This window comes from Tautonia rosea, assembly GCF_012958305.1.
Classification (GTDB): domain Bacteria; phylum Planctomycetota; class Planctomycetia; order Isosphaerales; family Isosphaeraceae; genus Tautonia; species Tautonia rosea.
On the sequence record NZ_JABBYO010000006.1, the window covers coordinates 447990 to 471342 of the forward strand.

Here is a 23353-nt window from a genome sequence, read left to right on the forward strand (position 1 = left end):
GACGATTGCCCGAACGGATTAGTCTGGTGTGGGGATAGGCGTCGCACGCGACGTTGCGTTCGATCGCGGATCAAGCACCGCCGCGGTGATGAGCCCTACCAAGACGGCGACGCACATCCGCGCCAGTAATCGAGATCCCCAGCCCTCGGAGAGTGGCATGGCGGTATTCTCGGAGGTGAGAACGAGCGCTCCCACGATGTCATAGATTGTCGCACCAAAGACAGCCCCGATCACTCCTGCAATAGCCCCCTGGAGGAGCATGGCCGGGGGGCGACCAAGACCGATCGCGAAGGCCAGGCCACCCACAAGTCCGACGGGCGCCCAGAGCAGGCCATGCATGAGAATCGGCGCGAGCATACTCTCGCCCAGTTGCTCGGTGTCTTTGAGAAACATCGGTAGCGAAACCCAGGCGACCCCCGCCGTGACCAGGGCTCCGAGGATCGCCGCGGCAATGCCGGTTGTCAGCGACGAGCTGCTTGAGTGTCGAAGCCAACCGCCTGCAATCCCCATCGCCAGGCCGACGGCAGCCCCGAGAATGGCAAATGACGCGGTGCTCTTGAAGATGGTTGCCTGCTGGATCAATGCATCATGCTGTGCGATTTGTCCCTGATTGGCCGGGACGAAGGTCTGGTCTGCGGTTTTCAAGGCGACGATGGCTTCCCCACCCAGCCATGCCAGGAGCCCGGCGACCAAGCCTGCGGCGAGTGCCACCGACACCCGGGACGACTCTCGGGAATGCGCGGGCAGTCCTGATTCCGGGATTCGGCTGCCGACTTCGGGGGCCCCCTCGTCGGATTGGGTCATCTCTGGCGTGGACATGAAGCCCTCCCCAGCATTGATGCTGGGCACACGAGTGGTGAAAAGGAGTGAAATGCAGGTGACGCGAGGAAATTCGGCGGTTCGATTCCTGGTCAACTCGCGAACACGAAAGGATCGCGTGATGCGATGAGCTGGGAGTCCGATACAAAGAAACGCAACGCAATCACGCTGGATCGTGACCTTGAGTGGGCGCAACCCAGTGATTGAAATCTTGAGATTATCCGGCAATCATCGGGTGGGCAAGCATCTCTTGGCTACGGAATTCGATCGCGGAAATTACAATGTGTGATTTTTTCATTTCTTGTGGATGGCGTTTGCCATGGATGTGCGAGACGAGAGCTGGGATCGAGAGCGACCTGATCCCAGTTCTCGAATTCGGGATTCATTATTGGTGCGGTTCACTCGGCGGCAGGAACGATGCCAAGGGACTGCCGGACGAGTTCCGGAAGATACTTGACCGGCAAGGTGCCGTGCGAGAGGGTGGCCTCGTGAAAGCGAGCGAGGTCAAAGGCGTCTCCCTGTTCGCGCTGAATGTCCTGGCGAAGTCGGTGGAAGGCGACGCGACCGACGAAGTAGGTGGAGAGTTGTGCCGACGACTGTTTGGATCGGATGACCTTTCCGGCGGCTTCCCCTTCGGTCTGGAAGGCACGGTCCATGAGTAAGGTCATGGCTTCGTCGTCGGTCATGGAGTGGGCGTGCATTTCGTGGTCAAGGATTGCATTAACAACAGCTCGCAAATAAAACTTGAGTTGTTGCATGCGCAATTTTAAGTCGCCGAGGCCAAACCCTTCGTCAAGCATCATCCGTTCGGTGTACACGGCCCAACCTTCGGCGAAGGTGCCGGAGGAGAGGACCCGTCGGATCAGCGAGGGGCATCGATTCGAGTATTCGAGCTGGACGTAGTGGCCGGGGTACGCCTCGTGAATGGTGAGAATTTGAAGCATCCGCGCGTTGTACTCGCGGAGGAAGCTGGCGACGCGATCCTCGTCCCAGTCGCTTGGCGGGGGGCTGATCGCGTATTCACTGCGGCCATCGGGGTCGAGCGGGGGAGCGGGGTTGAGATAGGCGACCGAGTTGCCTCGCATGAATTCGGGCATCTCGATCAGTTCACAACGATCCGGTTCCGGGAGTTCAAGGATACCTCGGTCATTGATAAATGTCTTTATGGATTCGACGGTGGACTTCGCGTCGGAGACAAGGGTTTCGGGTGATCCGTGTTCCAGGCCGATCTGCTCCAGCACCTTCCGGATTAGGAAACGGCGTCCTTGCGGGTCGTCCGGCGGCACGGGGATGCCAGGGAACATGTCCCACCAGAGTTGCCGGGCGATGATGGCCATTTCTTGCTCGACCCGCTCGGCTTCGGCGTTCGCCTCGGCAAGGACCTCAGCGGAGGTCAGGCCGGAATTCAGCTCCCGAGCCACCTTCTCGGCGAAGATCTCGGGACCGATCCGCCAGTCGTCGCCAGCCTTTGGAAGGAGCTCGTTGGTGAGGAAATCAAGATAGTCTTGCAAGGCTTTGGCGGCCTCGGCAGCGACCTTAGCCAGTTCGCCCTCATCACGAGGACGATTGGCGAAGAGGAAGAGATCATCGGTGTAGAAGCCGATCGCGCCTCGGGTCTGCAGAATGGCCGTCTCGACCTTCACGCGAGGGGCTCCGGAGAGTGTGGCACGGGCCGTCTCGACAATTCGAGGGACTGCCTTGATCCGCTCGATGGCGTTGGCCAGATTCTCGGCTTCGGGAAGGGTGGATTGCGTGAGTAGCAGATAAACCCCTTCGGTCGTATAGCCGACATAGATCCTCGGGTCATCCTCGAACGGCTGGAAGTGCTCGGAGAGCCAAAGGGAGTAATCCAGGTGATGCCGGAAGATTTCGAAATCGATTTGACCGTCACGACTGAGAGCGTCGTAAGGAACGCGCTTGGGCAATTCGGTCAGGAACCGGCGGTCACGCTCGACCCATCTGGCCCTCGAGTCGGCCGACAGATCCTCAAGCCGATCGTCGAAGCGATGATCGCCCAGCCGGGTCGCTGTCAGCGGTTCGTCGGCGAACCAGGCGTCGAGATACTCCTGGAAGAGTGATTCCAGGGCGGCATCTGCCTGCTCTTGAGCCCGAGCGGGGGACGGTGCCAGGGCCAGAGTCGCAAGGACGATCCAGGTGAAGCGCACGGTCATCGTCGAGGGACTCCTCATCATCGGGGGATCGGATCAAGGTCGAGCTGCTTGACAGGACGGCGGCCGTGCCGCGACTCGCTTTGCCCTGGCAAGGTCATCCCGGGCAGGCTCCAGGGGAGGCCGGTGCGTTTTCTACCTTTCCGGGCTTCTCTGCCGAGCATCGTCGCGTCAGTCGTAGATGGCGTCAACCGCCTGGTCCTTGGCTTTGGCGGGACCGAACCGCCGGGCCGTTCTGACGACGGTCTGGGGAGTCCAGGAGCGGTCGGCTGAGTCCGGCAAGGAGTGGCAGGGTTCGAGAAGTCTCTCAGACGGGATTGCTGAACAGATCCGAGATCGGTCGACCGTGGTCGGTAACCGGGACGGGTCGGCCGGAGGCGTGGAGTTCGAGGGCGGGATTGATGCCAAGGGCCGAGTAAATGGTGGCGAAGAGGTCGGGGACGGAGACGGGTCGATCTACGATGGTCTTGGCCAGCTCGTCCGTCTCGCCGATGACCTGCCCTGTCCGAAGTCCGCCGCCGGCCAGCAGGCCGCTAAAGGCCTGTGACTGGTGCCCGCGACCGCCACCGGAGTCGAATTCGGGCGGCCGGCCGAACTCGGTGGCGACGATGACGAGGGTCGAGTCGAGCCGTCCCAGGCGTTCAAGGTCGTCGAGGAGTCCCGAGAGGGCCAGGTCGAGTTCGCCGATCAGCTCATGCTGGCGCAACTGCCCCTGGTTGTGGGTGTCCCAGCCGGTGCCGTTGATGAAATTCAGGTTGTGCGAGACCTCGACGAAGCGCGAGCCGGCCTCGACCAGACGGCGGGCGAGCAGGCAGCGTTGGCCGAACTCGCCGCCGTAAGAATCTCGAATGGAGGCGAGTTCCTCATCGAGCTGGAAGACCCGGGCGAAATCGGGACCGGCCAGCCGGGCGGCCTCTCGACTGGCGGCAATGTAGTCGGCGATGCGAGCATCGCCGGGGTGGCGGGAGTGATACTCGTCGCGTGCTGTGTCAAGCAGGGCTTCACGCCGCTGCTGACGGGACCGGGAAACGTTGTCTGGGGGCGTCAGGCCGGTCGGGCCTGATTCGGTGTCGGTCAAATAGACATAGCTATGCGTTGCTCCGAGAAAGCCCGGCCCTCGGCTGACGCTGGGATGGCCGACGAGCAGGTAGGACGGGACGCCGTCGCCGCCAGGACCAAGCTGGTGAGAGACGACCGATCCCATCGACGGATAGACGACCGTCCCGCTGGTCAACCTTCCGGTGTGCATGATGTTCGTGGCCGCAGCGTGTTCGTCGATGACGCTGTGGTGGAGCGAACGGATCAGGACGCAGCGGTCGAGTCGGTCGGCGACCCGGGAGAGATGCTCGCAGACAGAGGCACCGGGGATGGCCGTCGGGATGGCGTCGTAGTACGAGCCCGGTTGCTTTTTCCCGTCGCCGCGGCGCTTCGGGTCGAAGGTGTCGATGTGGGCCGCGCCGCCGCCGAGCCAGAGCATGATGCAGGCCTTGGCCGAACCGCGGAGCGGTGGGCTGGCTGCGGCGGCAAGGCGAGGGGCCGAGGCGGCGGCCAGGGAGGCCGAGGCGAGGCCGACGGAACTGGTGCGGAGGAAGTCTCGGCGTGTCGATGGGGAAGTGATCATAGCGGCATCCGTCGGCTGAGGGGAGGCTCAGGGGAGGAACACGAATTCCGGGCTGTTGATCATGACCCAGATAACATCTTCCATGCGTTCGCGGAACTCGAGGGTGAGCCGGGGGGTTGGCGGGTCGCCGACCCGTGCAAGGCGCTGGTTGGCAAGCTGGATCTCTGTGGCTTCGGCGTTCAGATGATTGGCCCAGGAGACGAGTCGGGGAAGGGGGAGGGTCGGGGACGCAGGTTCGGCTCCGGGGACGATCCGATCGTTGAACGATTCACCGAGATACGCGACCAGGCGATCGCGCTCGGCGGGAATGGGAGGTCGGGAGAGGATGCGGAGGGAGACGGCGTGGATGAGCTCGGGTGCCGTCTCTTCGTCGAGGCAGAGGTCGGTCAGGGCGCTGTCGTCGGAGAGCCTGGCGATGCGTGAGGATACAACAACGCCGTTGGCCAGGATGGCCGGTTGGAGGGGGGTACTCTCCTCGTCCCGGACGCTGATCGGATCTTGCCGCGTGGGTCGCCAGCCGAAGGTGACAAGGACGTCGAGGATGCTTTCGGCCACGGGGAGGATCAATGCGGGGCGGTCGCGGTCGGTCGAATTCGAAACGAATTGCCAGGCGCGACGAGGCCGACCGAAGTTGAGGAAGTCTCGGGGTGGTCGACGGCCGATGATGTCGTGATTCAACTCCTCGGTGTGGAACGGCTTGCCGGCAATCTGGAAGAGGGAATCGACCACTTGTTCGGCAGAGAGGCGTCGGCGAGCGGGCAAGAGCGGGTCGGCCTGGACGGAGGAGTCAGCGTGGGGCGGCACCTGGGCCTGGTAGACGCTCGACTCGAAGATGAGCCGGGCGAGGTGTTTCAGGTCGTAACCGTTGGACATGAATTCGCGAGAGAGAGCGTCGAGCAGTTCCGGATGGCGTCGGGTGGTGTTCAGGTCCCAATCGTCCACGGGATTGACGAGTCCCGAGCCGAGGTAGCGCTGCCAGACGCGATTGGCGAGGACCGGGGCGAAGCGGCCATTCTCGGGAGTGGTGATCCAGGCGGCGAGGCGATCGCGGAGGTCGGCCCCTTCGGGCAGATAGGTGTCGGCGAGTTCGTCGGAGGCAATGGTGGTGAGGTTCCAGTGCGGCTCAACGGCGTCGCCCGCGGCGAGCGAAATGGAAACCGAGGGAACCCGGCCGCCGGGCTGTTGCCGGACGGTGCTAGTGGCGGGGATAGTGACGGGCTTTCCTTCGAGCAGGGCGGCCAGGCCGAACAGATCTTCCTGGTAGAAGGGGTGGGTGGGGGCGTCGTGGCATCGGGCGCACTGAAGGTCGGCGGCAAGGAAGGCGCGGGCCAGGACGTGGGCCTTGGCGGCCATTGGTGCATCGTTCTCCGTGGCAAGTCGGAAGCCACCCGGAGCGCCACCGTAGACACTGCCTTCCATGCGGACCAGGTCGGTGACGAGGCGGTCGATCGGTGTGTTGTCGAGCAAAGCCTGGTGGAGGTAACGGCGGAAGGGGCCTGTGTTGTTGAGGGTGGGCTTGAGGATGCCCGGGTTCTCGGCCAGGACGTCTTGCCAGTAGCCCATCCAGGAATCGGCCCAGCGGGGGTCGGCGAGTCGGGCCTCGATGGCCCGGGCTCGCTTGTCGGGACGGTTGTCGGCGAGGAAGGCCTTGACCTCGTCGGGGGTGGGAATGACACCTGTCGAGTCGAGCGAGAGGCGGCGGAAGAAGGCGAGGTCGTCGGTGAGGGGTGGCAGCTTGACTCCGGTGTGCCTGACGTAGCGGTCGATGAGGTTTTCTGAGGGATCGCCGGGCCATTCGGGAGAGGGGGATTTCTCGGCATGAAGACGTGCGAGTTCGTGGCGCTTTTGCCAGAATCGGTCTTCACTGCGTGCGGCTTGGCGACGTCGAGTGGTGTTCAGGGCTTCGATCCGAAGGTCCTCGGACTCCTCGTAGGCCCGCCAGCCAGGGTCCGTGAGCTCAATACGATCGGAGCCGCCGATCAGGACGGGTGGCTCGCCGGGGGCAGCGATGCTGACAGAAAGCTCGCTCGTCTCGGGCCGCAGGTTCTTTCCGCCGACAATTGCCCAGAGCTCGACCTGATGTGGCAGACCGTCAGAGGTCCAGTCGAGAATCTGTTCGTTGTCGCCCGGACGGAGCGGACGACGGGGAGGGTCGTTGTGGGGAGGGAAGCCACGAACCACGTCGTGACCATCATTCCGAATGGCGAGGAATTGACATTCGGCCACGAGCTCGCGATCGAGCCGCAGTTGCGAGGCGTACCGCGATCGGAGGATCAGGCGATAAGCCCCCGGAGGGACCTGAAGCGTTGTCTCGGCTCGGAGTGCGAACGGGCCGGATCGATCAAGCTCGATTCCCCGATCCGAGTATTTTGCCGGAACGTGTGGGATTCCCAACGCAGGGACCTCGAAGCGATCGGCCGGGGAGTCGGCCGGGGCTTGCCAGTCCCAGGATTCGGGAAGGTTCTCCCAGACCTCAACCTGCACGAGGTCGCCTGCCGAAGGGCTCACTCCCCAAACGAGCGATGCCAACAGGATGCCGGAGATTGACCAGAAACGGATTGCAGGCATGGTCCACCTCGCGGATCGAGGGCAGATGAAAGGCAAAGAGAAAAATTCATCAATCACTCAACTTAACCTCGGTGCCGAATCAGGTCAACCATGACTCTATGTCGATGGAGGGACCGCAATCGAGGAAGATTTGTGTGGGATTCGAGCGAGTGAGCCGAACGATCTAGGTCTTGATGTGCAGCGAGCTTGAGATTTTGTTTTACTAATCATGTAATTAAAATTTTAATCTATGGTTGGCTACGCGGATCTGCTTTGAATCAGATGGACGAGGGGTCAGGTCGAGGGTCTGAAGGGACGGAAATGCCCCTGGGAGCGATCCCAGAGGTAGACGTGCCAGAGATAAGTCTGGTGTTTTAACTCCATATTCTGCCGGATGAAGGTTTCGATTCTGGCACCTGGATATTCCCATCGCATGTTTTTGCCCCGGGTCCGGAATTTTTCCTTGTAGATGAGGAGCCAGAGGCGATCGTGCGCCTCGCAGGCGTCCATCAATTCGTCGAGATTTCCGATCGAGACAGCACCACCGTTGCGGTCGATCAGTTGGCCGTCCTTGAGAACGAGGAAGTCGAGCAAGCGAGGAACGCTGAGGTCATAATCAATCCGGCCGATTTCAAGGATGCCGGCGTGTGGGTGAGGTTCGGTGGCAAGGACATGATCGCCCTCTCGGAGATGAGCGGCGACGTATCGGAAAGCTCCGGTGGAATCGGGGAGGAGTTTTAAATCATACGAGCCGGGAACGCGCCAGAGGGACCAGGAGAGTAAGACAGCCGTAAACATCACTGCGGAGAGGACGACCGCCAGTAGACCCGGTCGATGGCGGCGCTGGGACGGGTTGCCAGCCAGCGAACTGAGGCGGACTGCAACGCGTCGGATCCCCTCGACGCCGACCAAGATCCAGAGGGGAAGTAGAAAATATTGGTAGCGAAGCCCAGGATGGGTGACGAGGACCACGGTCATGACCACTCCCGAGACGAGCAGGAAGACCGTTGCGATGAAGGCTCGGTTATGGGTTCGCCAGCGCAAGACGAGATCGAGCAGGGGGAACACACTGAGCAAGATGTGGAGTCGAGAGTATCCGATGATTAGGGAAAGCATGGCTAACGGTTGCCAGAAGTGAGGCTTGACGGTGGCCTCAAGATTCGGCGAGACTCCTTCGGTACGCGTAAGACAGAGCGTCTGGAAGGCAAGCCAGTCAATAAAGATACAGGCCATCGCGATCCCGCCAGCGGCGACGAGGCGCAGGTTGGCACGGAAACCCAGATCGCGGGCGAACAGAAGGAAGCCGAGCGCAAGCTGGGGGCCCGCCACCATCGTGATCTCCTGGCTAAGGACTGCACAAAGGAAGGCCAGCACAGTTAGTTCACGACGGCTCTGGTCCTGATCGGTCACAAAGCCCTTGCAGAACCAGTAGGCAGTCAAGATCGCAAAGAATTGCTGTTGTTGATAAAAGCGGGAAACGTGTCCGGTGAAGAGCGTGAAGGGATGGACCGCCATCAGCACCATCGCGCCGAGGCCCACCCAGGGACTTCTTAGAACCTTGGCCCCATAGCGATAGGTCAGCCAGACGGTTCCAACACCGAACATTGCTACGGGACCTCTGAGGGCCCAGAGGTTCTCTCCAAAGATCAGGACAAAGATGGCGGCCAGATAGTGATACAGAGGGCTGCGTGTGTAGTAGACCCCCTCAACCTCGAATTCCGGAACGCCGGTGCGAGCGATTGCCAGGACGGCCTGAACCGAGGCGTATTCGTCATCGTCGAGGGGTTGATAGTCAAGCTTGTAGATCCGAAGAAATGCGCTTGCGATCAATATCCAGGAAATCAGAAAGCTCCAGACAGGTTGACTGGGGAGGTTTCGGAACTTCTGGAGGATTGTCCGTGATCGTGCGCCGGGTTCGCTGGCAAAGGCCCCTGAGAATCCGGTGGCCAGAGCGGTGCCAACGGCACCGAACATGACGAGCCAGGGCCAGGGCATGAGGAACTGGAGATGTTCGTGCCGCTCGTAAAACGAGAGATCGAGGCCGAGCGTGAGCAGGACAATCGTGGTTGCAAGGATTAATCCTGCACGGGCCCCGCAAGACCATCGAGGATTCCGGCTCACCAGTACTCCGGCCGCGATCGTCACGAGCAGGACACCGAGAAAGGCGTTGATGAGGGGACCGAAATAGGATTGAGCCGAGTTCTGTCTGCCTCGGTACGTGAGTCTTGGGAGTGATGTGTCGGGAGTCAGCGCGGGGCCGAGCGTTTGGACCGATTGCCAGGAGGGAGTGTTCTCGGGTCCCATCCAGGGATGACTGAACCAGTCAGACCCTGATTCGAGGGGGATCAGGCGACCATCGGTCAGGGTTGCCTCTCCATCGATGGCGAGTCGAGGACCCCAGTTGGGGGGCTCGACGGTCCAGGGCTCGGCCAGGCGAATCTCGATACGATTGGAGCCCGCTTTCAACAACGGGCCGATTGTATAGGCGTAGTAGGCAAGCTCCGAACGATCCCGAGTCAAGGATTTGGGTGGAACGGGCTCTGGGAATCGATCGGGTTTCTCGGGGGTCCGACGCGTTTCCTCGATAGGAGTCTTCGGGTCGTAAGTGCCGGGTAAATCGCTCCGATTGGTCGCCCGAGGTTGGTCGGGGGTGACGTTGACCATGTTCCGGTACTGTTCGACCGGATCGTACGTAGGGTCGGAGTGTCTCGGGTTGAGGAAGTCCTTACCGACGAACAGCGAGCCGATCTCGTCCGGATCAAGCAGCTCGGGCTTGCTGAAGGGGTCCCAGGCGCGGCGTTCGTTGATGATCCAGTTGCCGCGGTCGAGGTCGAGGGGGGAAGGGATGGTCGGACCAAGTGCGGTGCCGTTGATGGTCAGGTCGAACGGTCGATTGCTGAAGACGCGGAGAAAGGCCTCGTCGGGAGCTTTTGGCAGTTCCCAGTCGGTCGCGAACACCACGGCCTGGTCGGAATCGACGCGAGGGTCAGCAATACGATCGCCTCGGAAGGGGGTCGAGTAGGTCCGAGGTGGGAGGGTTCGGAGTCTTGGCCGATGGGGAGGATCGACCGTGATGGCGGTTCGCCATTGAGCATCGACATAATTCGGCTCGGTCCAGTCGAGAGTCTGAAGTCCCGGAGGAACTGGTTCGGCACGCCAGGAGGGGTTGCTCTGAATCGGGATCACCTCACCTGACCATAACTCAACAGCACCGGAGAGCTGGAAGCTTGGCTGCGGGTGTCGGGCCTCGACCTGGACCCCAATCACGTTTCGCCCAGGACGGATGTATTCGCTGAGATCGATAAACAACGGCACGCGCGCGTTATCGTGATCAGACCACTGATACTCGCGAGGAAAGTTCAGGGCCATCACGGGTTCGGGGTGAGTGATTCGCTGTCCAGGATCGCTGGTGCCGTTCTGGTAGGGCCGTGTCGGCCGCCAGAGATAGATGCGGCCGACTGGGTTCCGATTGACCGTGACTTCAAAGGCATTGCGAGCTGAGACCACAATCCAGGCATGCTTCGGCTGGCCGGTTACCATGAACTCGGTGCGGAAATAGCCGGTGAAGGCGGCCCGATCGGGAGACGCGATCCAAAGCCCCTCGGGCTCGAAGGGACGGAGCGGCTCCTTCCAGGAAAGTTGAAGCCGAACCAGGGCGTACCCCATGCTTGCTGACCAGATGAGGATCAGCATGAGCATCGCGGCTCGGGAGGAGCGGGGACGGCTGAGCACGGGAGATTCCTGGAGTAGTCAGGGGCGGAGCGATTTGCGGTAATGCTGTAGGGCGTCGTCGGGCTGGCCCGCGTCGAGCGCGGCGACGAAGAGGTTGTGGTGAGCGAAGGCCAGAATGGGCTTCTTCGATGGAGACTGGAAGCAGGAGTAGGTTGCGGTCAATTCCTCGACAAGTCGGGCGAGTTCGTCGCCTCGTCCCGTGCGCAGATAGGCGAGCTGGAGGGTAAAGTTCGCCTTGAGGTTGTTGGGTTCGCGATGGAGGATGGCTTCAAGTCCTCGAATTGCAGATTCAACCTGCCCGGAGTTCAGGTCGTGGATGGCACAGCGGAGCAAGGCTCGGCCCGCTTCTCGCGAGCAAGGAGATTCAGGAGGGGCATCGCGCAAGAGACTCGTGTAGCGTTCCGACGCTTCAAAAAAACGACCGGATCGTTCCATCAGGTTGGCGAGGTAAAGACGGGCCTCAAGACAATCGCGGTTGCCGAGAAGGTGCTGGAGCACTCCGACCTGAACGACGTAGTACGTATCTTCGCGCAAGATTGGAAATGATTGGCCGGCATCTTCAAGGAGGCGGAGCGCCTCGGCGTAATTGGCGTTTCGACACGCCGCCTGAGCGGCGATGACCTGGTGGCCGGCGAGAAAGGGCAATGTCCAGGCGAGGGCCGCGGCGGGAATGAGCTGTGAGACTATGAGACGGACAGCGTGTGTGATGCGCTCGCGATGGACATTCCTATCGGCCACACAGGTCGCGGTGAGCAGGCCCGACAGACCGAGCATTGCGAAGACCCAGCCCTTGCCGATGAACTGGCAGAACGGCTCAGTGAAACCGAGCCAGTCGAGCATGTCGGGTAATCGGTTCAGGTCGAGGTTCCAGGGCTCATTCAGTGGGAGATCAAAGATCTGGACACGTCTCGGTGTGTCAACCGCGTAGTTGCCGGCCTTCAGTGGGGTGTCGGTGAACTCGCCATTCATGTAGAGGTCACCCCCGAGCCAGGTGAGATTCTCATGCTGGATGTGGAGCCAGGCCGCTCGGGCCGAGGGGCCTGGCTGCCAGACGGTGACGGCGTAGGGGAACAGGAGCGAGGCCGTCAACGCCGTGGTGGCGATCCGCCGAACCGAGCGTCCGCCCATCCGCCTGAGTGCCCCTAGGAGCACGATTAATCCGACGATCGCCAGACAGCCGTTTTGGTAGATGCGAACAATGGAAGGCTCTTCGAGGAGGGCCTTGAGTGAACCATTGTCAGTGAAGGAGAAACCGTTGGGGATCCGCCACCAGGGAGCTCGGGAGGCGAGCCCAAGCAGCCCGAGGCTTCCGAGGACGACCCAGCAAAGTACAAAGCGTTTGAACATGGCAACGATTCAGGGGAGCTTTGGTTCAGAGGGTGCGGCATCGGAGAGGACACGAGGGGGATCCAGTGGCTCACCGTCGAGCGTTTCGATCTGGACGCTGTCTCCGGTTTCAAGGATCTGATATCCATCGATGAGGACGATCTGACCTGGTTCAAGCCCGGCTTGGATCTCGGTATAGCCACCTGCCGAGGCGCCGATGACGACCTCTTTCGTTTTGCGTTGATCGCCGTCAGCCACATAAACGAATGCCGTACGCCCGGACCGAGCGACGAGTGCGGCATTGGGAATTGAGGGGCCGGCGTGGGTCGACTCGATCCGGGCGAAGCCGGTTAGGCCAGGGACGATCAGCAGTTCCTCGGTGTGCAAGGTAATTTGCACTCCGAAGGTTGAGGGCCATTCTGGCGCCCCGGTGCCGAGCGGACGGATGGGACGGGTTGCCTCGGGACCACCCAGGTCGTAAGTGACGACTGGGAGGATCTTCGTGACCGTACCTGGGATTGGCTGTCCAGGATACGATTCAAGATGGACCGCAGCCGGGGTACCGGGGCTAAATCGGCCGATGCTGGTCTGGTCCATCCGGGCCTCGAACCAGACACCACTGGCCAGCAGCATGGCAGGCTTGCCGGGGTCCTGATTGTACTCTCCTTCATGGACGAGGAGCCGCTCGACCACCCCATCGGCAGGCGATCGGACGGTGTAGTCCTCCAGTTCGAGTTCGCGATGCTGAAGGGCTAGTTTTGCCTCCTCAATTTTCGCCTTGGCGATTCGGACACTTGCCTCGGCCCCAGCCTCTGCCATGCCCAGTGAAACGTTTTCCAGTTCAAGATCGGCCATCGCCTCGAGCTGACTGAGCGAGTCGAGTAAGAGATTTTTTCGGTTTGAGGCATTGCGACGGAGCAGTTCGACATTCATGGCCATGATTTCGTTGTTCACCTGAGCGCGAAGCTCCGCGTACTTGTGTCGGATCCGTTCCAACGCTGGGCGTTCCTGAGCGAGGATGTAGGAGGAACCGAGTTCGGTTCGCTCAAGCTCGCCCAGCGCGATGGTGATGGCGGCCTGCGCGGCGTTGATTTTGACCTGGGCACGGCGTGGGTCGATCTCGACAAGCACTTGACCCTTGGTCACTGGATCCCCCAGATCGGCATGGATTTTTTGAATCGTTCCGAGGGGGATGAGGGGCACCTGAATGGGCTCGCTCCGGGTCATTCCCTCCCCCTGATAAGTGGTTGTGAGCGGGAGGTGTTGCACGGTGGCAGCCGAGACAGGGAAGGGTTTTCCGAGCTTCCGGGCGATGCCCGCATAACCTAGCTTGGAGGTGTAGAGTCGAGCTGCAGGATCTTGATAGCGAGGCATGATGGCCAGAATGAGCAGAGCCGTACTGAGGGCAACGGTGATCATTCCGAGCGCAACGAGTCCCCCGTTCCGACGCAACAGGTCCCGCAACGACTCGGGGGTGGCTGCAGACCTCGCCTCGGTGATCCACATTCGCAATCGCTGTTTCGATCCCTCGAATACGGGTTGCATGTGTCAGGACTCGATCAAGAGGAGCGAGACTCCATCGATGATTCGATAAGGCGGGTCATTCGGATCGCCTGGACAATGCCACGGCGGGCGATGGAGAACCCTGGGAAAACCGAAGCGTCAAGGGTGCCAGGCAGAGTAGCTCCGAGGCGATTTGAACGAGTCTCCAGGCAGCGGCGGCAAGGAGACCGAGTTCGACCGGAAGCCAGAAGACGAGCAAGGCCGCGGCCGTCCCTTCTCGGACAAGCAATCCTCCCGGAGCAAAGACCGCGAAGAAGCCAATCAACCAGGCAGCCGCATTGACGCCGATTGCCGCCAGCAGGGGGAGATCCGATCCGGGAGCTACCGCTTCAATGACGATGAAGAAGGCAAGTCCATTGATTCCCCCCAGTAAAGTATAAGACACGAAGGCCACCCCCATAGGTCCAGAACTGGGTTGGAGGCGGATCGCGCTGAGCAAGCGAACGAAGGCCGATCGGACCTTCGCGTGTAGGCCAGGAACGCTTCTCATCGTAACGGCCATTCCGAGCCCTCCGGCCAGGACGATGCCCCCGATCCACAATGATTTGCCCCCGTCGAGGTTCATCCAGAGCGTTCCGAACGATTCACAATGCAGTGTCAGACCGATCAGGGCGAGGAAGCACCACGAGGCTACGGTGAGGAGCAGCTCCAGACCGAGACTGGCTCCGGTCACACGGACCGGAAGGCCAGCTCGGGAGGCAAGCGCCGCTCGTGATCCGAGGTTCCAGACCCCTCCAGGCAGCCATCGGCAGGCTTCGGAGAGAAGCCAGATCCGAGAAGCATGGGGAAAGGGCAAGTCATGGCCAAGGGACCGAAGGATCAGGCCCCAGGCCGCGGCGTTTGCAATGCGGTAGACAACCGTGAGGCTTAGCGCGACCACCAGGAAGGACCAGTTCATCCGCGAGGCAGAGCCAGAGACGCTACTGACCAAATCCCGACAGCCAGTGCCAATTGAGAGGAGGACGAGAAGAACGATTGGCACGATGAAGAGAAGAGTGCCAACTGATGTGAACCGTCTTCGGAGAGGAGACTCCTTGATGCCACGGACCATGGTTTCGAATCCTTTGGGGGGTGGGGTGCAATCCAACGACGGAGAAGGGGGGGACGGAGCTTTCGAGACGATCGGTAAACCCAGTGCCCTGAGACAAAGAGGGGTCAGACTTGGAATGCCTCGGTTGAGAGCTCGGGACTCCAGGTGGGCCGAAACGCTGAGGCCGAGACTGAATTGCGCGATTCGAGGGCCAGGGAATACGCATCTTCGAGATCGTTGGTAATTCGGTCCCAGCAGAACTGGCGCCGAGCAAACTCGAATCCGTTGCGTCCGAACTGCCGGGAGATTTCGGGGTTGTCGAGGAGCCAGTTGATCGCCATGGCCAGGGATCGCTCGTTCTTTTCCGGCACAAGGAGCCCGGTCTCACCGTGCCGGACCGCGTCGGGAATTCCGCCGACATGCGAAGCAACCACGGGCTTTCCGTGAACGTAGGCCTCGATCGCGCCAACTCCCAGGCCCTCGGTATCACCGAGATCATCGACGATTGCGGGATTGACCCAGATATCACATCGGGCGTATTCACGGTCGAGTTCCTCGTTGCTGACGAACCCAAGGAAGCGAACGTGATTGGTAAGACCAAGTTCCCGGCAGAGCGCTTCGAGCGGGGCTCGCTGGTCGCCACTGCCGGTGATGATCACGTCAACCTTCCTTTGAGCAAGCAGCAATGGAACCGCCCGGAGCAGGAACTCAACCCCCTTTCGGCGAATCAAGCGGCCTGTAAACAGAATCCGCGGAACGGCGTTGGGCTCGACCACCCGCTTCTTTGCCAACACGGTCGAGCCATAAGGGAGGATCTGGGCCTCTCGATCACTGAGTTTCCGCACCTGATCGGCTGTGTCGTTGCTATTGGCGAGGATGAGGTCGCCCCGACGGAGGGCGTTGCGGAGTATGGTCGCAACCCAGGGCTTTCGACGAGCAAGAGCGAATTCTGCCCCATGACAATTGAGGACCAACGGTGCGCCACAGCCCCGAGCCAGTGCCGAACCGATCGGCTCATGAGGGAAGGGCCAGTGGGTGTGAACAATGTCGAAGCGATGCTGTTTCGCCAGGCGCCCCGCCGCCCGAACCCCCATGGCCACGTACGGTAGTGCCATGGCCTTCATCAAGGGATTTCGAACCTTGCTTGGTGCTCCCTCCTCATGCGTCAGCCGTTCCCAACGCTTGGGGCCGTAACGAAACCGATGCACAGGAATGCCGTCAATTTGGTGGGATTTGAGTCCTTCGAACGTTGGAGCAAGCACAGAGACACGATGACCTCGCTCGGTGAGGCGTCGGATCGATTCTCGCATCCAGGGAACGGCATAATCGGTTTCAGATCGGGGATAGGTCGAACTGACCATGCAGATCGAGAGCGGGTGACTCATGGTGTGGACAGACTCCGGGAAAAGTCGTGGTCGAGGAAACATGTCCTGGCAAGGATTGTGTGTTTGTGGATGTGTGTTCGTGTGGCCTGCGCGGAGGATGAGCGGATCGGTATCGCTGAAGGATGCCGAGAGGCCTGACAACGTGTTCGCCGCTATGGGTCAGGGTCAACCTGCCAGGATGGCGAAAAGGCTATGCTCGTGTGAGAAATCGATGTGGTGGAGGTTCGGACAACCGTCGGGGATCAAGAAAGTCCGTCGTAAGCAAGGGGGATTGTTCGAATACTGTCGGCAGAACCGTTGCGAGGGAAGGACCGCGCTGTGTCTTCAACGATCGGCAGGCTCCACTGGCGAGCCAGGCCGCCTCGAATGACCAACTCGCTGAGGATCGCCGCGACTGCGACCGCTCCCGAGACGGCCACCATGACCACTCCGGAGAGGATCAATGCCAGTCCGGCACCGATGGCAGGACCGATTACGAGACCGGCCAAGAGGCAGAGCAAACCGATTGCAACGTACAGGGCCGAGATGCCGCCGATGAAGTGGGCTGGTCGTTCCCGGAAACGGCGGAGGAAGCCGACAATCATCATATCGACGAAGCCCCGCAGGTATCGTTCGAAGCCGTACTTGCTGCTCCCGTGTGTTCGGGGGTGGTGCTGGACGGGAATTTCGGCCGATCGAAAACCGTTGATCGCTCCGAGGCTGGGGATCATGCGGTGAAGTTCGCCATGAAGGGTCAGGTTACGGGTCACCTCGGCTCGGTAGCACTTGAATCCACAATTATGATCGTGGAGATCGACCTGGCAGACCTTGCTCAGCATGGCATTGAAGACGCGACTCGGGAGGACCTTGTGCCAAGGATCGTGTCGGACCTTTTTCCAGCCACTGACGAGGTCGTATCCTTCTTCCAGCTTGGCCAGAAAGCGAGGGATCTCCCGAGGATCGTCCTGAAGATCGGCGTCGAGCGTAAATACGATTGCTCCCCGAGCGGCTCGGAAACCGGCGGTCAGCGCGGCGGCTTTTCCAGAGTTGCGACGGAACCGGACTCCCCGAACGACGGTCGGCGACTCGGCCGCCATGTCATGAATTTCTTGCCACGAATCGTCAGTGCTGCCATCATCGATCAGGATCAATTCCGCCCGATCACCGGACGGAAGATGTTCAAGAATGCGATCTTTGAGAATTCTTAGGGTCGGAGCCTCATCCTTGACCGGAATCACGAAGCTAAGAAGTCGTCCCGGGACCTGGCCTGTCGGTGTCAGATCCATTGAGTTCTGCTCAAAGGAAGTTGGCTGTTGGAACTTCGAACTCTCAACGCGGGGGAAAGTAAGGGTCTGCATGGTTCGCGTCTCCATCGAGTGGTATCAGGTGCTCATCATCGAGCGTGGCTCGGGTCGTCTCTGTTCCCAACCGCAAGACGTGAGCCATCGATGGAATCAGGCCAATTCGAGAGGTTAGTTTGATGATTTTGGGAAACATCTATTCGGGAGGAATGGCGTAACCTAGGTTGATTTCAAGTGTTAACGTCGCGTCGCGCGTGTCGTGTGATTCGAAGCCGAGTTCGAAAGGATGCAACCGATTCTCATCTTGAATTGAGAAACGGTGAGAATTTTCGCAAATTGAGACGAGGTGCTTGAGACCTTGAAGAGCCCGATCAGCGTTCGAACGAACTTATTGCGGCTCGGGACCGCGGTCCGATCGTGGGGTTTGGTCCGAGGTGGCTGTATTGGTGAGACGCTCGGTTCAGGACTGAGTTCACCCGTGGGTAGTGTCGAGGATGGTCTCGATGCTTGAGAGAAACTCATAGACGAGTTCGTTGATCAATTCAGATTCGCGACGCTCGACGAAGGCGTCCTCTACGAGACCCGCAATTTCGCCCAAATCGGGGAAGCCGTACATGGCGGCTACACCCCGGGTGCGATGGGCAAGGCCTCGGATCGGGTCATAATCACCCGAGTCGAGAAGGGCTCGGAGCTGAAGCCGTTGCTCTTGCAAGGCGGACAGGTAAGCATGCACGAGAAGCTCAAATGGCTGATCGCCGGTCGTGGTTCCCTCGTTGGTCGGGGAGCGATCGGGCATCTGAGAGGTCTGGGCAGGAAGGTATCGGGCCAACGTGGTGGCAAGGGTCTGGGCGTTGATCGGTTTGGCGAGGTAATCGGTACAGCCTGACCGGAGGCAGCGGTCTCGATCTTCGCGAAGGGCGTGGGCAGTTAGGGCGATGATTGGGCCACGATAGCCATCCTGCCGGAGGGAACTGGTTGCACCATAGCCATCGAGTTCGGGCATCTGCATGTCCATCAAGATGACATCGAACTCTCCGGATCGAGCACGATCGACGGCCTGTCTCCCGTTCTCGACGATCTCGACCTTGAGCCCCATCGAGGTCAGATGGTAGTGGAGAATGAGCTGGATAGAAGGATTGTCCTCGGCGACGAGTACGGAGCCAGTCAGTTTCGAGGGAGCAGGGGTCGGCAGGGGGGAATCGTCTTCGTGAGGGCCGGTGAAGTCCGACGAGGTGATCGCGGGGATGGGGAAGCGGACCATAAATTGACTCCCACGGCCGGGATCGCTTTGCACCTCAATCCGGCCTCCGAGCGCCTCGGCCAGGTGCTTGGAGATGCTCAAGCCCAGTCCGGTGCCGCCGTGGCGTCTTGACGCTGTGGAGTCAACCTGCTCGAAGGGTCGGAAGAGGCGAGCCAATTGCCGGCGGTCCATTCCGATGCCTTCATCGGTGACCTCGTAGCAGAGGGTGGTTTGATTCTGGGTCGAGGAATCCACGAACAACCGAATCCCGACCTTCTGGCCAGACGGGGTGAACTTAATGGCGTTGCTGGTGAAGTTTACGAGAATCTGCCGAAGACGAACCGGATCGGTCCGAATGCGGGTCGGAAGCGGTTCGACAATCTCAGCTTGGAGCACAATCTGTTTCTCGGAGGCTCGACCGCGAAGTAACGAGTGTACCTCGTGGACGACCTGACGCGGATCGGTGGGAATCAAGGACAGCTCGAACTTGCCTGCCTCGATCTTGGACAGGTCAAGAATATCGTCGATGATCTGAAGCAGATGGGCGCCGTTGCTTCGAATTCCCTGAAGGGCCCGATCGCGTTCGGCAGGGGGAAGGCCGGGGGCCAGCAGCATATCCCCGAAGCCAAGGACTGCCGCCATCGGTGTGCGTACCTCGTGGCTCATGTTCGCGAGAAACTCGCTCTTGGCTCGACTCGCTTCCTCGGCAGCGTCTCGGGCCTTGCGGAGTTCGATGGCTGCTCGTTCATGAGCGGTCACGTCACGGGCGAAGGTGCAGTTAATTTCCTTCCCCTCGCTGGCGAGGTAATTGACGGTCAGCTCGACGGGAAATTCGCTGCCGTCTTTGCGCGCCTGGGTGGATCGGAACGTAAAGGACCCGAGATTGCGGAGGTCTTCCCAGTGCACATCCCACCCCTTGCGGAAGTGACTGGCCTCGGTCGGCGGCATGATGTCAAAGACACTCATTCCGAGAAGTTCTTCGCGTGAGTAGCCGAGGCTTTTGCAAGCCTGATCGTTGACGTAGAGGAAACCTCCGGAACGATCGAGCCAGAAGACGGAATCGCCCGCACGATCGATGGAGAACTGCGTGAGTCGGAGCGAGGCCTCGGCCCGTCGTCTCCTCAGGTCGACGCGGTACGCTTCAATCAGACCAGCGTAGGTCGACACCAGTGGCTGGAGCCGTTCAACCAGGGTTTCATCGTAGCCGCCTGGCCGGTTGGCAATTCCAATCATACCGACCAGTTCCCCGGCACGAAGCACAGGGAGCCCGAGGAAGGATTCAAGTGCCGGGTGGCCGGGGGGAAGGCCGCCTCGCCTCGGGTCCTTGTCCGGCTCGTTCGAGATCACGGGGAGACCTTCAGTGATGACCCGGCCGAAGAGAGACTTCAGGTTGCGGAATTCGAGGCCGTTGGGGGCATGCTCTTGAAAGAACCGTCGGCTGTCTTCGTCCCAGGAGATATCGGTGATCGCGTGGGTCTTCAGATAGGGTTGCGAGCCGTCGCTAAGGACCTCGCCGATAAATCCATACTGACTTCCGGAGAACTCCAGGATGGTTTCCAGCGTTTCGGCGAAGACGTCGTTCGATTGCCAGTCGGATGCGATGTATCGCGAGAGAATCCGGCGGATCGATTCGAGCAGGCCGTTGGATTCCTTGAGATCCTTCTCGAAGCGGTGCCGTTCGGTGATGTCGCGACCATAGGCGGTGAAGACCGGATTGCCTGTCTGCGGGACGACATTGATGGCCAACTCGATCGGGAAGATGGACCCGTCGGAGCGCATCGCGTCGATCTCGACTCGTCGGCCGAGAACACGTCCCTGTCCGGTCGCTAGGAATCGTTTTAGCCCGTCTCGATGAGCCTGGCGCAGGGCAGGGGGAACGATGAGCTCACTCAGACTTTGGCCCAGGACCTCCTGTCGAGCGTAGCCGAACGTCCGTTCCGCGGCAGGGTTGAATTCGAGGACTCGACCCTCATGGTCAATAGTAATGATGCAATCAAGTGCTGATTGGACGATTGCCGTCTGTCGGGCCTCGATCGCGAGCCGACCGGCCTCGGCCTGTTTCCGTTCGATGCACTGAGCCAGATCATCAGCCACTGAGGCCATGATTTCCAGGATTGCCCCGCCAAGCTTGCCGCGAGAAAAGGTTGCCATCACTCCGACGAGGCGATCGTCCACCACCAAGGGATAGCCGGCAAAAGCGGTCATTCCTTCCTGCTTGGCCCACGCTTGATCACTAATCATCGGGTCGGTTTCAATCGTGTTCGTGAGGTGAGCTTTCCGGTGTTCGGCAATCCAGCCAATTTTGAACTGCCCGATCCGAATCCGGCTGTGGTCGCCGTCCAGGTGGGTATACATTCCCGCACTGGCCCGGAGCTGAAGTTCCTCGGCGTGGCGTTCCAGGGTCCAGATGCGGAGAAACGCCACGTCGAGACCCTCCTGAAGCAACTCGGCACAGCCCTGAAGGATTGAGTTCAAGGGTGCGTTTTGGGTCATCCGAGCGCTGATCTCGCTTCGGAGTTCGGCCAATCGGGTGCGATAGTGAAGCTCGGCTTCGGACTGGAGGGCCATCGAGTGTTCTGCTCTGAGCTCCAACTCGATCACGCCGAGCTGGGCCAAATCGGCCAGCGTTTCCCGGTCCTGGTCTGTCCAGGACCGTGTTGGTTCACCGGCCACATGAATCATCCCGAGGACGCTTCCCGCTGAGCTGACCAAGGGAGCGGACAGTGTTGACGCCGAAGTTTCGGACCCTGAATCCCGTTTTTCTGCGGCTCGAAGGGCGAGGATCGGACAATTTTGGCAACAGAGCCAATCGGCCTGGTGCTGGTCGGAACACCCTTTGATCAGGACCCAACCGTCTTGAAACAGAGTCACGACGGAGGGGGCAGCCAGGCTCCGTTCCGCAAGTCGGGTGAGCCTGACGAAGGATGACTCAATTGCCGTGGTTACGTGCGCCGAGCAACAGGGAGGGGCCTTGCTTCCGCCAATAGGGTTCGTCTTCTCGCGTGATCCGCAATTCACCTCGACCCCCTTTCTGTGGATTGATCACACCCAGGACACTGAACCCGAGGTCGTCTCGAGCTGTGTGGATTTGGCAGTCGCGAAGGTCGCCTTTTTTTTCGTTGTCCATAACATACAGTAGTTGGTAGAGGTCAGTACTGCGCCTTCGATTTCACAAGGTCGGGCTGGCGGGGGTGTGGGAGAATGGTCCTTGTACCGGCAGGGAGCATCGAGCCATGAGCAGCTCGAGACATCTCGTCGTCGCCGATGACGACACCGATTTTCTTCGATTGATGACCTTTCACCTTGACCGATGGGGATACAGGTCGTCGATCGCTTCTGACAAACCATCATTGCTTGTGCTGCTGGAACAGGAAAAGCCAGACCTGGTCCTGATGGATGTTCGGTTCGGCGAATATGATGGTCTGGAACTGCTCGGGTGGCTCCGGTCGCATCGTCCAGAGTTGGGCGTGGTGATGCTGACCGCATTTGGTTCGATCGACAGCGCTGTCTCGTCGATCCAGAATGGGGCAATCGATTACATCACGAAACCGATCGATCTGAACCGGCTTAGGCTGACGATCAGCCATGCGTTGGATGCCTCGGCTCAACGTCCTCAGGACCAGATCAGGGCCTTCGTGCAAACACCATCGACGGAGCGACCACTCAGCCGACCGATTGTGGGAGAAAGCCGGGCCATGGTCGAACTCCGGAGCCTGATTGATCGCGTCGCCCCGACCGATGCGACCATTCTAATCCAGGCCGAGAGTGGTACTGGAAAGGAGCTTGTAGCCAGAGCTTTGCATGAACGCAGCCAACGGGACAAAGGACCATTTGTACCTCTAAATGTGGCGTCGCTTCCGCGAGATCTGGCCGAGAGTGCCTTGTTCGGTCACGAGAAAGGCGCCTTTACCGGAGCCGATCGCGTGCAACGCGGATGCTGCGAGGTGGCCAATCGAGGAACGCTCTTTCTCGACGAAATCGGTGAGATGGACCCTGCGATTCAGGCCAAGCTCTTACGTTTTCTTCAGGAACGAACCGTTCAGCGAATTGGCCAGAGCGATCCGATCAGTGTTGATGTGCGGGTGGTGGCTGCCACTCACCGAGACCTCCGAGCGATGGTGGCTACAGGACAATTCCGCGAAGATTTATACTACCGGCTCAATGTCGTTCCGGTGGCGATTCCCCCGCTTCGAGATCGTCCAGAAGATATCGAACTCCTGGCGAACTCGTTTCTCAAAAGTGCAGCCAGTCGCTATGGCCGAACGCTCGACGGATTCAGTCGGGAAGCGATCGAGGCAATGCGCTGTTTTCCCTGGCCGGGAAATGTGCGGCAACTCGAAAACCTGATTGAGCGGGTCGCCATCCTTTGTGTAGGTCCCCTGGTTGAGCTATCTGATCTGGTCCCTGAAATCCAGGGAGCGAGTACCCAATCGACCATAAACTCCAAGGTTTCCGATGAGTTCGGATTCTCAGAGAGTCCGGAACTCAGGCCCATTGACCGCATGGAACGAGACGCCATTGAACAGGCACTGAGATCTTCGAATGGCAAAGTGAGTGAAGCGGCCCGATCACTGGGACTCTCACAGGCCACCATTTATCGAAAAATCAAGAAGTTCAGTATTCATGGATAATATTTTGTAAG

Annotated in this window: 12 protein-coding genes; 1 reads left to right on the plus strand and 11 read right to left on the minus strand. The window is 60.1% G+C overall.

The window, feature by feature from the left end; translation table 11 throughout:
- Positions 1-18 precede the first annotated feature (18 nt).
- The 11 genes from HG800_RS13460 to HG800_RS13510 all read right to left on the minus strand — a co-directional run bounded on the left by HG800_RS13460 (position 19) and on the right by HG800_RS13510 (position 21393).
- A complete protein-coding gene (locus HG800_RS13460) occupies positions 19-819 on the minus strand; it encodes a hypothetical protein (RefSeq protein WP_169977127.1) in 801 nt (266 codons plus the stop codon).
- A gap of 398 nt (positions 820-1217) precedes the next feature.
- Entirely contained in the window at positions 1218-2990 is a 1773-nt protein-coding gene (locus HG800_RS13465) for a DUF885 domain-containing protein (protein WP_169977128.1), read from the minus strand.
- A gap of 304 nt (positions 2991-3294) precedes the next feature.
- Entirely contained in the window at positions 3295-4608 is a 1314-nt protein-coding gene (locus HG800_RS13470) for a DUF1501 domain-containing protein (RefSeq protein WP_169977129.1), read from the minus strand.
- 27 nt (positions 4609-4635) lie between these two features.
- On the minus strand, positions 4636-7176 hold the full coding sequence (locus HG800_RS13475; RefSeq protein ID WP_169977130.1) for a DUF1553 domain-containing protein: 2541 nt from the start codon (positions 7174-7176) through the stop codon (positions 4636-4638).
- Between the two features lie 273 nt (positions 7177-7449).
- Entirely contained in the window at positions 7450-10887 is a 3438-nt protein-coding gene (locus tag HG800_RS28240) for a glycosyltransferase family 39 protein (protein ID WP_169977131.1), read from the minus strand.
- An 18-nt stretch (positions 10888-10905) separates the two neighbouring features.
- On the minus strand, positions 10906-12234 hold the full coding sequence (locus HG800_RS13485; RefSeq protein WP_169977132.1) for a tetratricopeptide repeat protein: 1329 nt from the start codon (positions 12232-12234) through the stop codon (positions 10906-10908).
- A 9-nt stretch (positions 12235-12243) separates the two neighbouring features.
- Positions 12244-13758: an efflux RND transporter periplasmic adaptor subunit gene (locus tag HG800_RS13490; RefSeq protein ID WP_169977133.1), complete on the minus strand. Its 1515-nt coding sequence runs from the start codon at positions 13756-13758 to the stop codon at positions 12244-12246.
- Positions 13759-13813: 55 nt separating this feature from the next.
- Complete coding sequence (locus HG800_RS13495) at positions 13814-14827, minus strand: lysylphosphatidylglycerol synthase transmembrane domain-containing protein (RefSeq protein WP_261345923.1); 1014 nt, start codon at positions 14825-14827, stop codon at positions 13814-13816.
- A 104-nt stretch (positions 14828-14931) separates the two neighbouring features.
- On the minus strand, positions 14932-16191 hold the full coding sequence (locus HG800_RS13500; RefSeq protein ID WP_169977135.1) for a glycosyltransferase family 4 protein: 1260 nt from the start codon (positions 16189-16191) through the stop codon (positions 14932-14934).
- Between the two features lie 242 nt (positions 16192-16433).
- Positions 16434-17528 (minus strand): glycosyltransferase family 2 protein, encoded by a 1095-nt coding sequence (locus HG800_RS13505; protein WP_169977136.1) that lies wholly within the window; start codon positions 17526-17528, stop codon positions 16434-16436.
- A 415-nt stretch (positions 17529-17943) separates the two neighbouring features.
- On the minus strand, positions 17944-21393 hold the full coding sequence (locus HG800_RS13510; protein ID WP_169977137.1) for a PAS domain S-box protein: 3450 nt from the start codon (positions 21391-21393) through the stop codon (positions 17944-17946).
- A gap of 551 nt (positions 21394-21944) precedes the next feature.
- Here HG800_RS13510 and HG800_RS13515 point away from each other — a divergent pair.
- A complete protein-coding gene (locus HG800_RS13515) occupies positions 21945-23342 on the plus strand; it encodes a sigma-54-dependent transcriptional regulator (RefSeq protein ID WP_169977138.1) in 1398 nt (465 codons plus the stop codon).
- The last annotated feature ends 11 nt before the right edge of the window (positions 23343-23353 follow it).

Coding starts and splice junctions, on each gene's coding strand:
- HG800_RS13460 (WP_169977127.1), bottom strand. CDS start 819: ATGTCCACGCCAGAGATGACCCAATCCGACGAGGGGGCCCCCGAAGTC.
- HG800_RS13465 (WP_169977128.1), bottom strand. CDS start 2,990: ATGACCGTGCGCTTCACCTGGATCGTCCTTGCGACTCTGGCCCTGGCA.
- HG800_RS13470 (WP_169977129.1), bottom strand. CDS start 4,608: ATGATCACTTCCCCATCGACACGCCGAGACTTCCTCCGCACCAGTTCC.
- HG800_RS13475 (WP_169977130.1), bottom strand. CDS start 7,176: ATGCCTGCAATCCGTTTCTGGTCAATCTCCGGCATCCTGTTGGCATCG.
- HG800_RS13485 (WP_169977132.1), bottom strand. CDS start 12,234: ATGTTCAAACGCTTTGTACTTTGCTGGGTCGTCCTCGGAAGCCTCGGG.
- HG800_RS13490 (WP_169977133.1), bottom strand. CDS start 13,758: ATGCAACCCGTATTCGAGGGATCGAAACAGCGATTGCGAATGTGGATC.
- HG800_RS13495 (WP_261345923.1), bottom strand. CDS start 14,827: ATGGTCCGTGGCATCAAGGAGTCTCCTCTCCGAAGACGGTTCACATCA.
- HG800_RS13500 (WP_169977135.1), bottom strand. CDS start 16,191: ATGAGTCACCCGCTCTCGATCTGCATGGTCAGTTCGACCTATCCCCGA.
- HG800_RS13505 (WP_169977136.1), bottom strand. CDS start 17,528: ATGCAGACCCTTACTTTCCCCCGCGTTGAGAGTTCGAAGTTCCAACAG.
- HG800_RS13510 (WP_169977137.1), bottom strand. CDS start 21,393: ATGATTCATGTGGCCGGTGAACCAACACGGTCCTGGACAGACCAGGAC.
- HG800_RS13515 (WP_169977138.1), top strand. CDS start 21,945: ATGAGCAGCTCGAGACATCTCGTCGTCGCCGATGACGACACCGATTTT.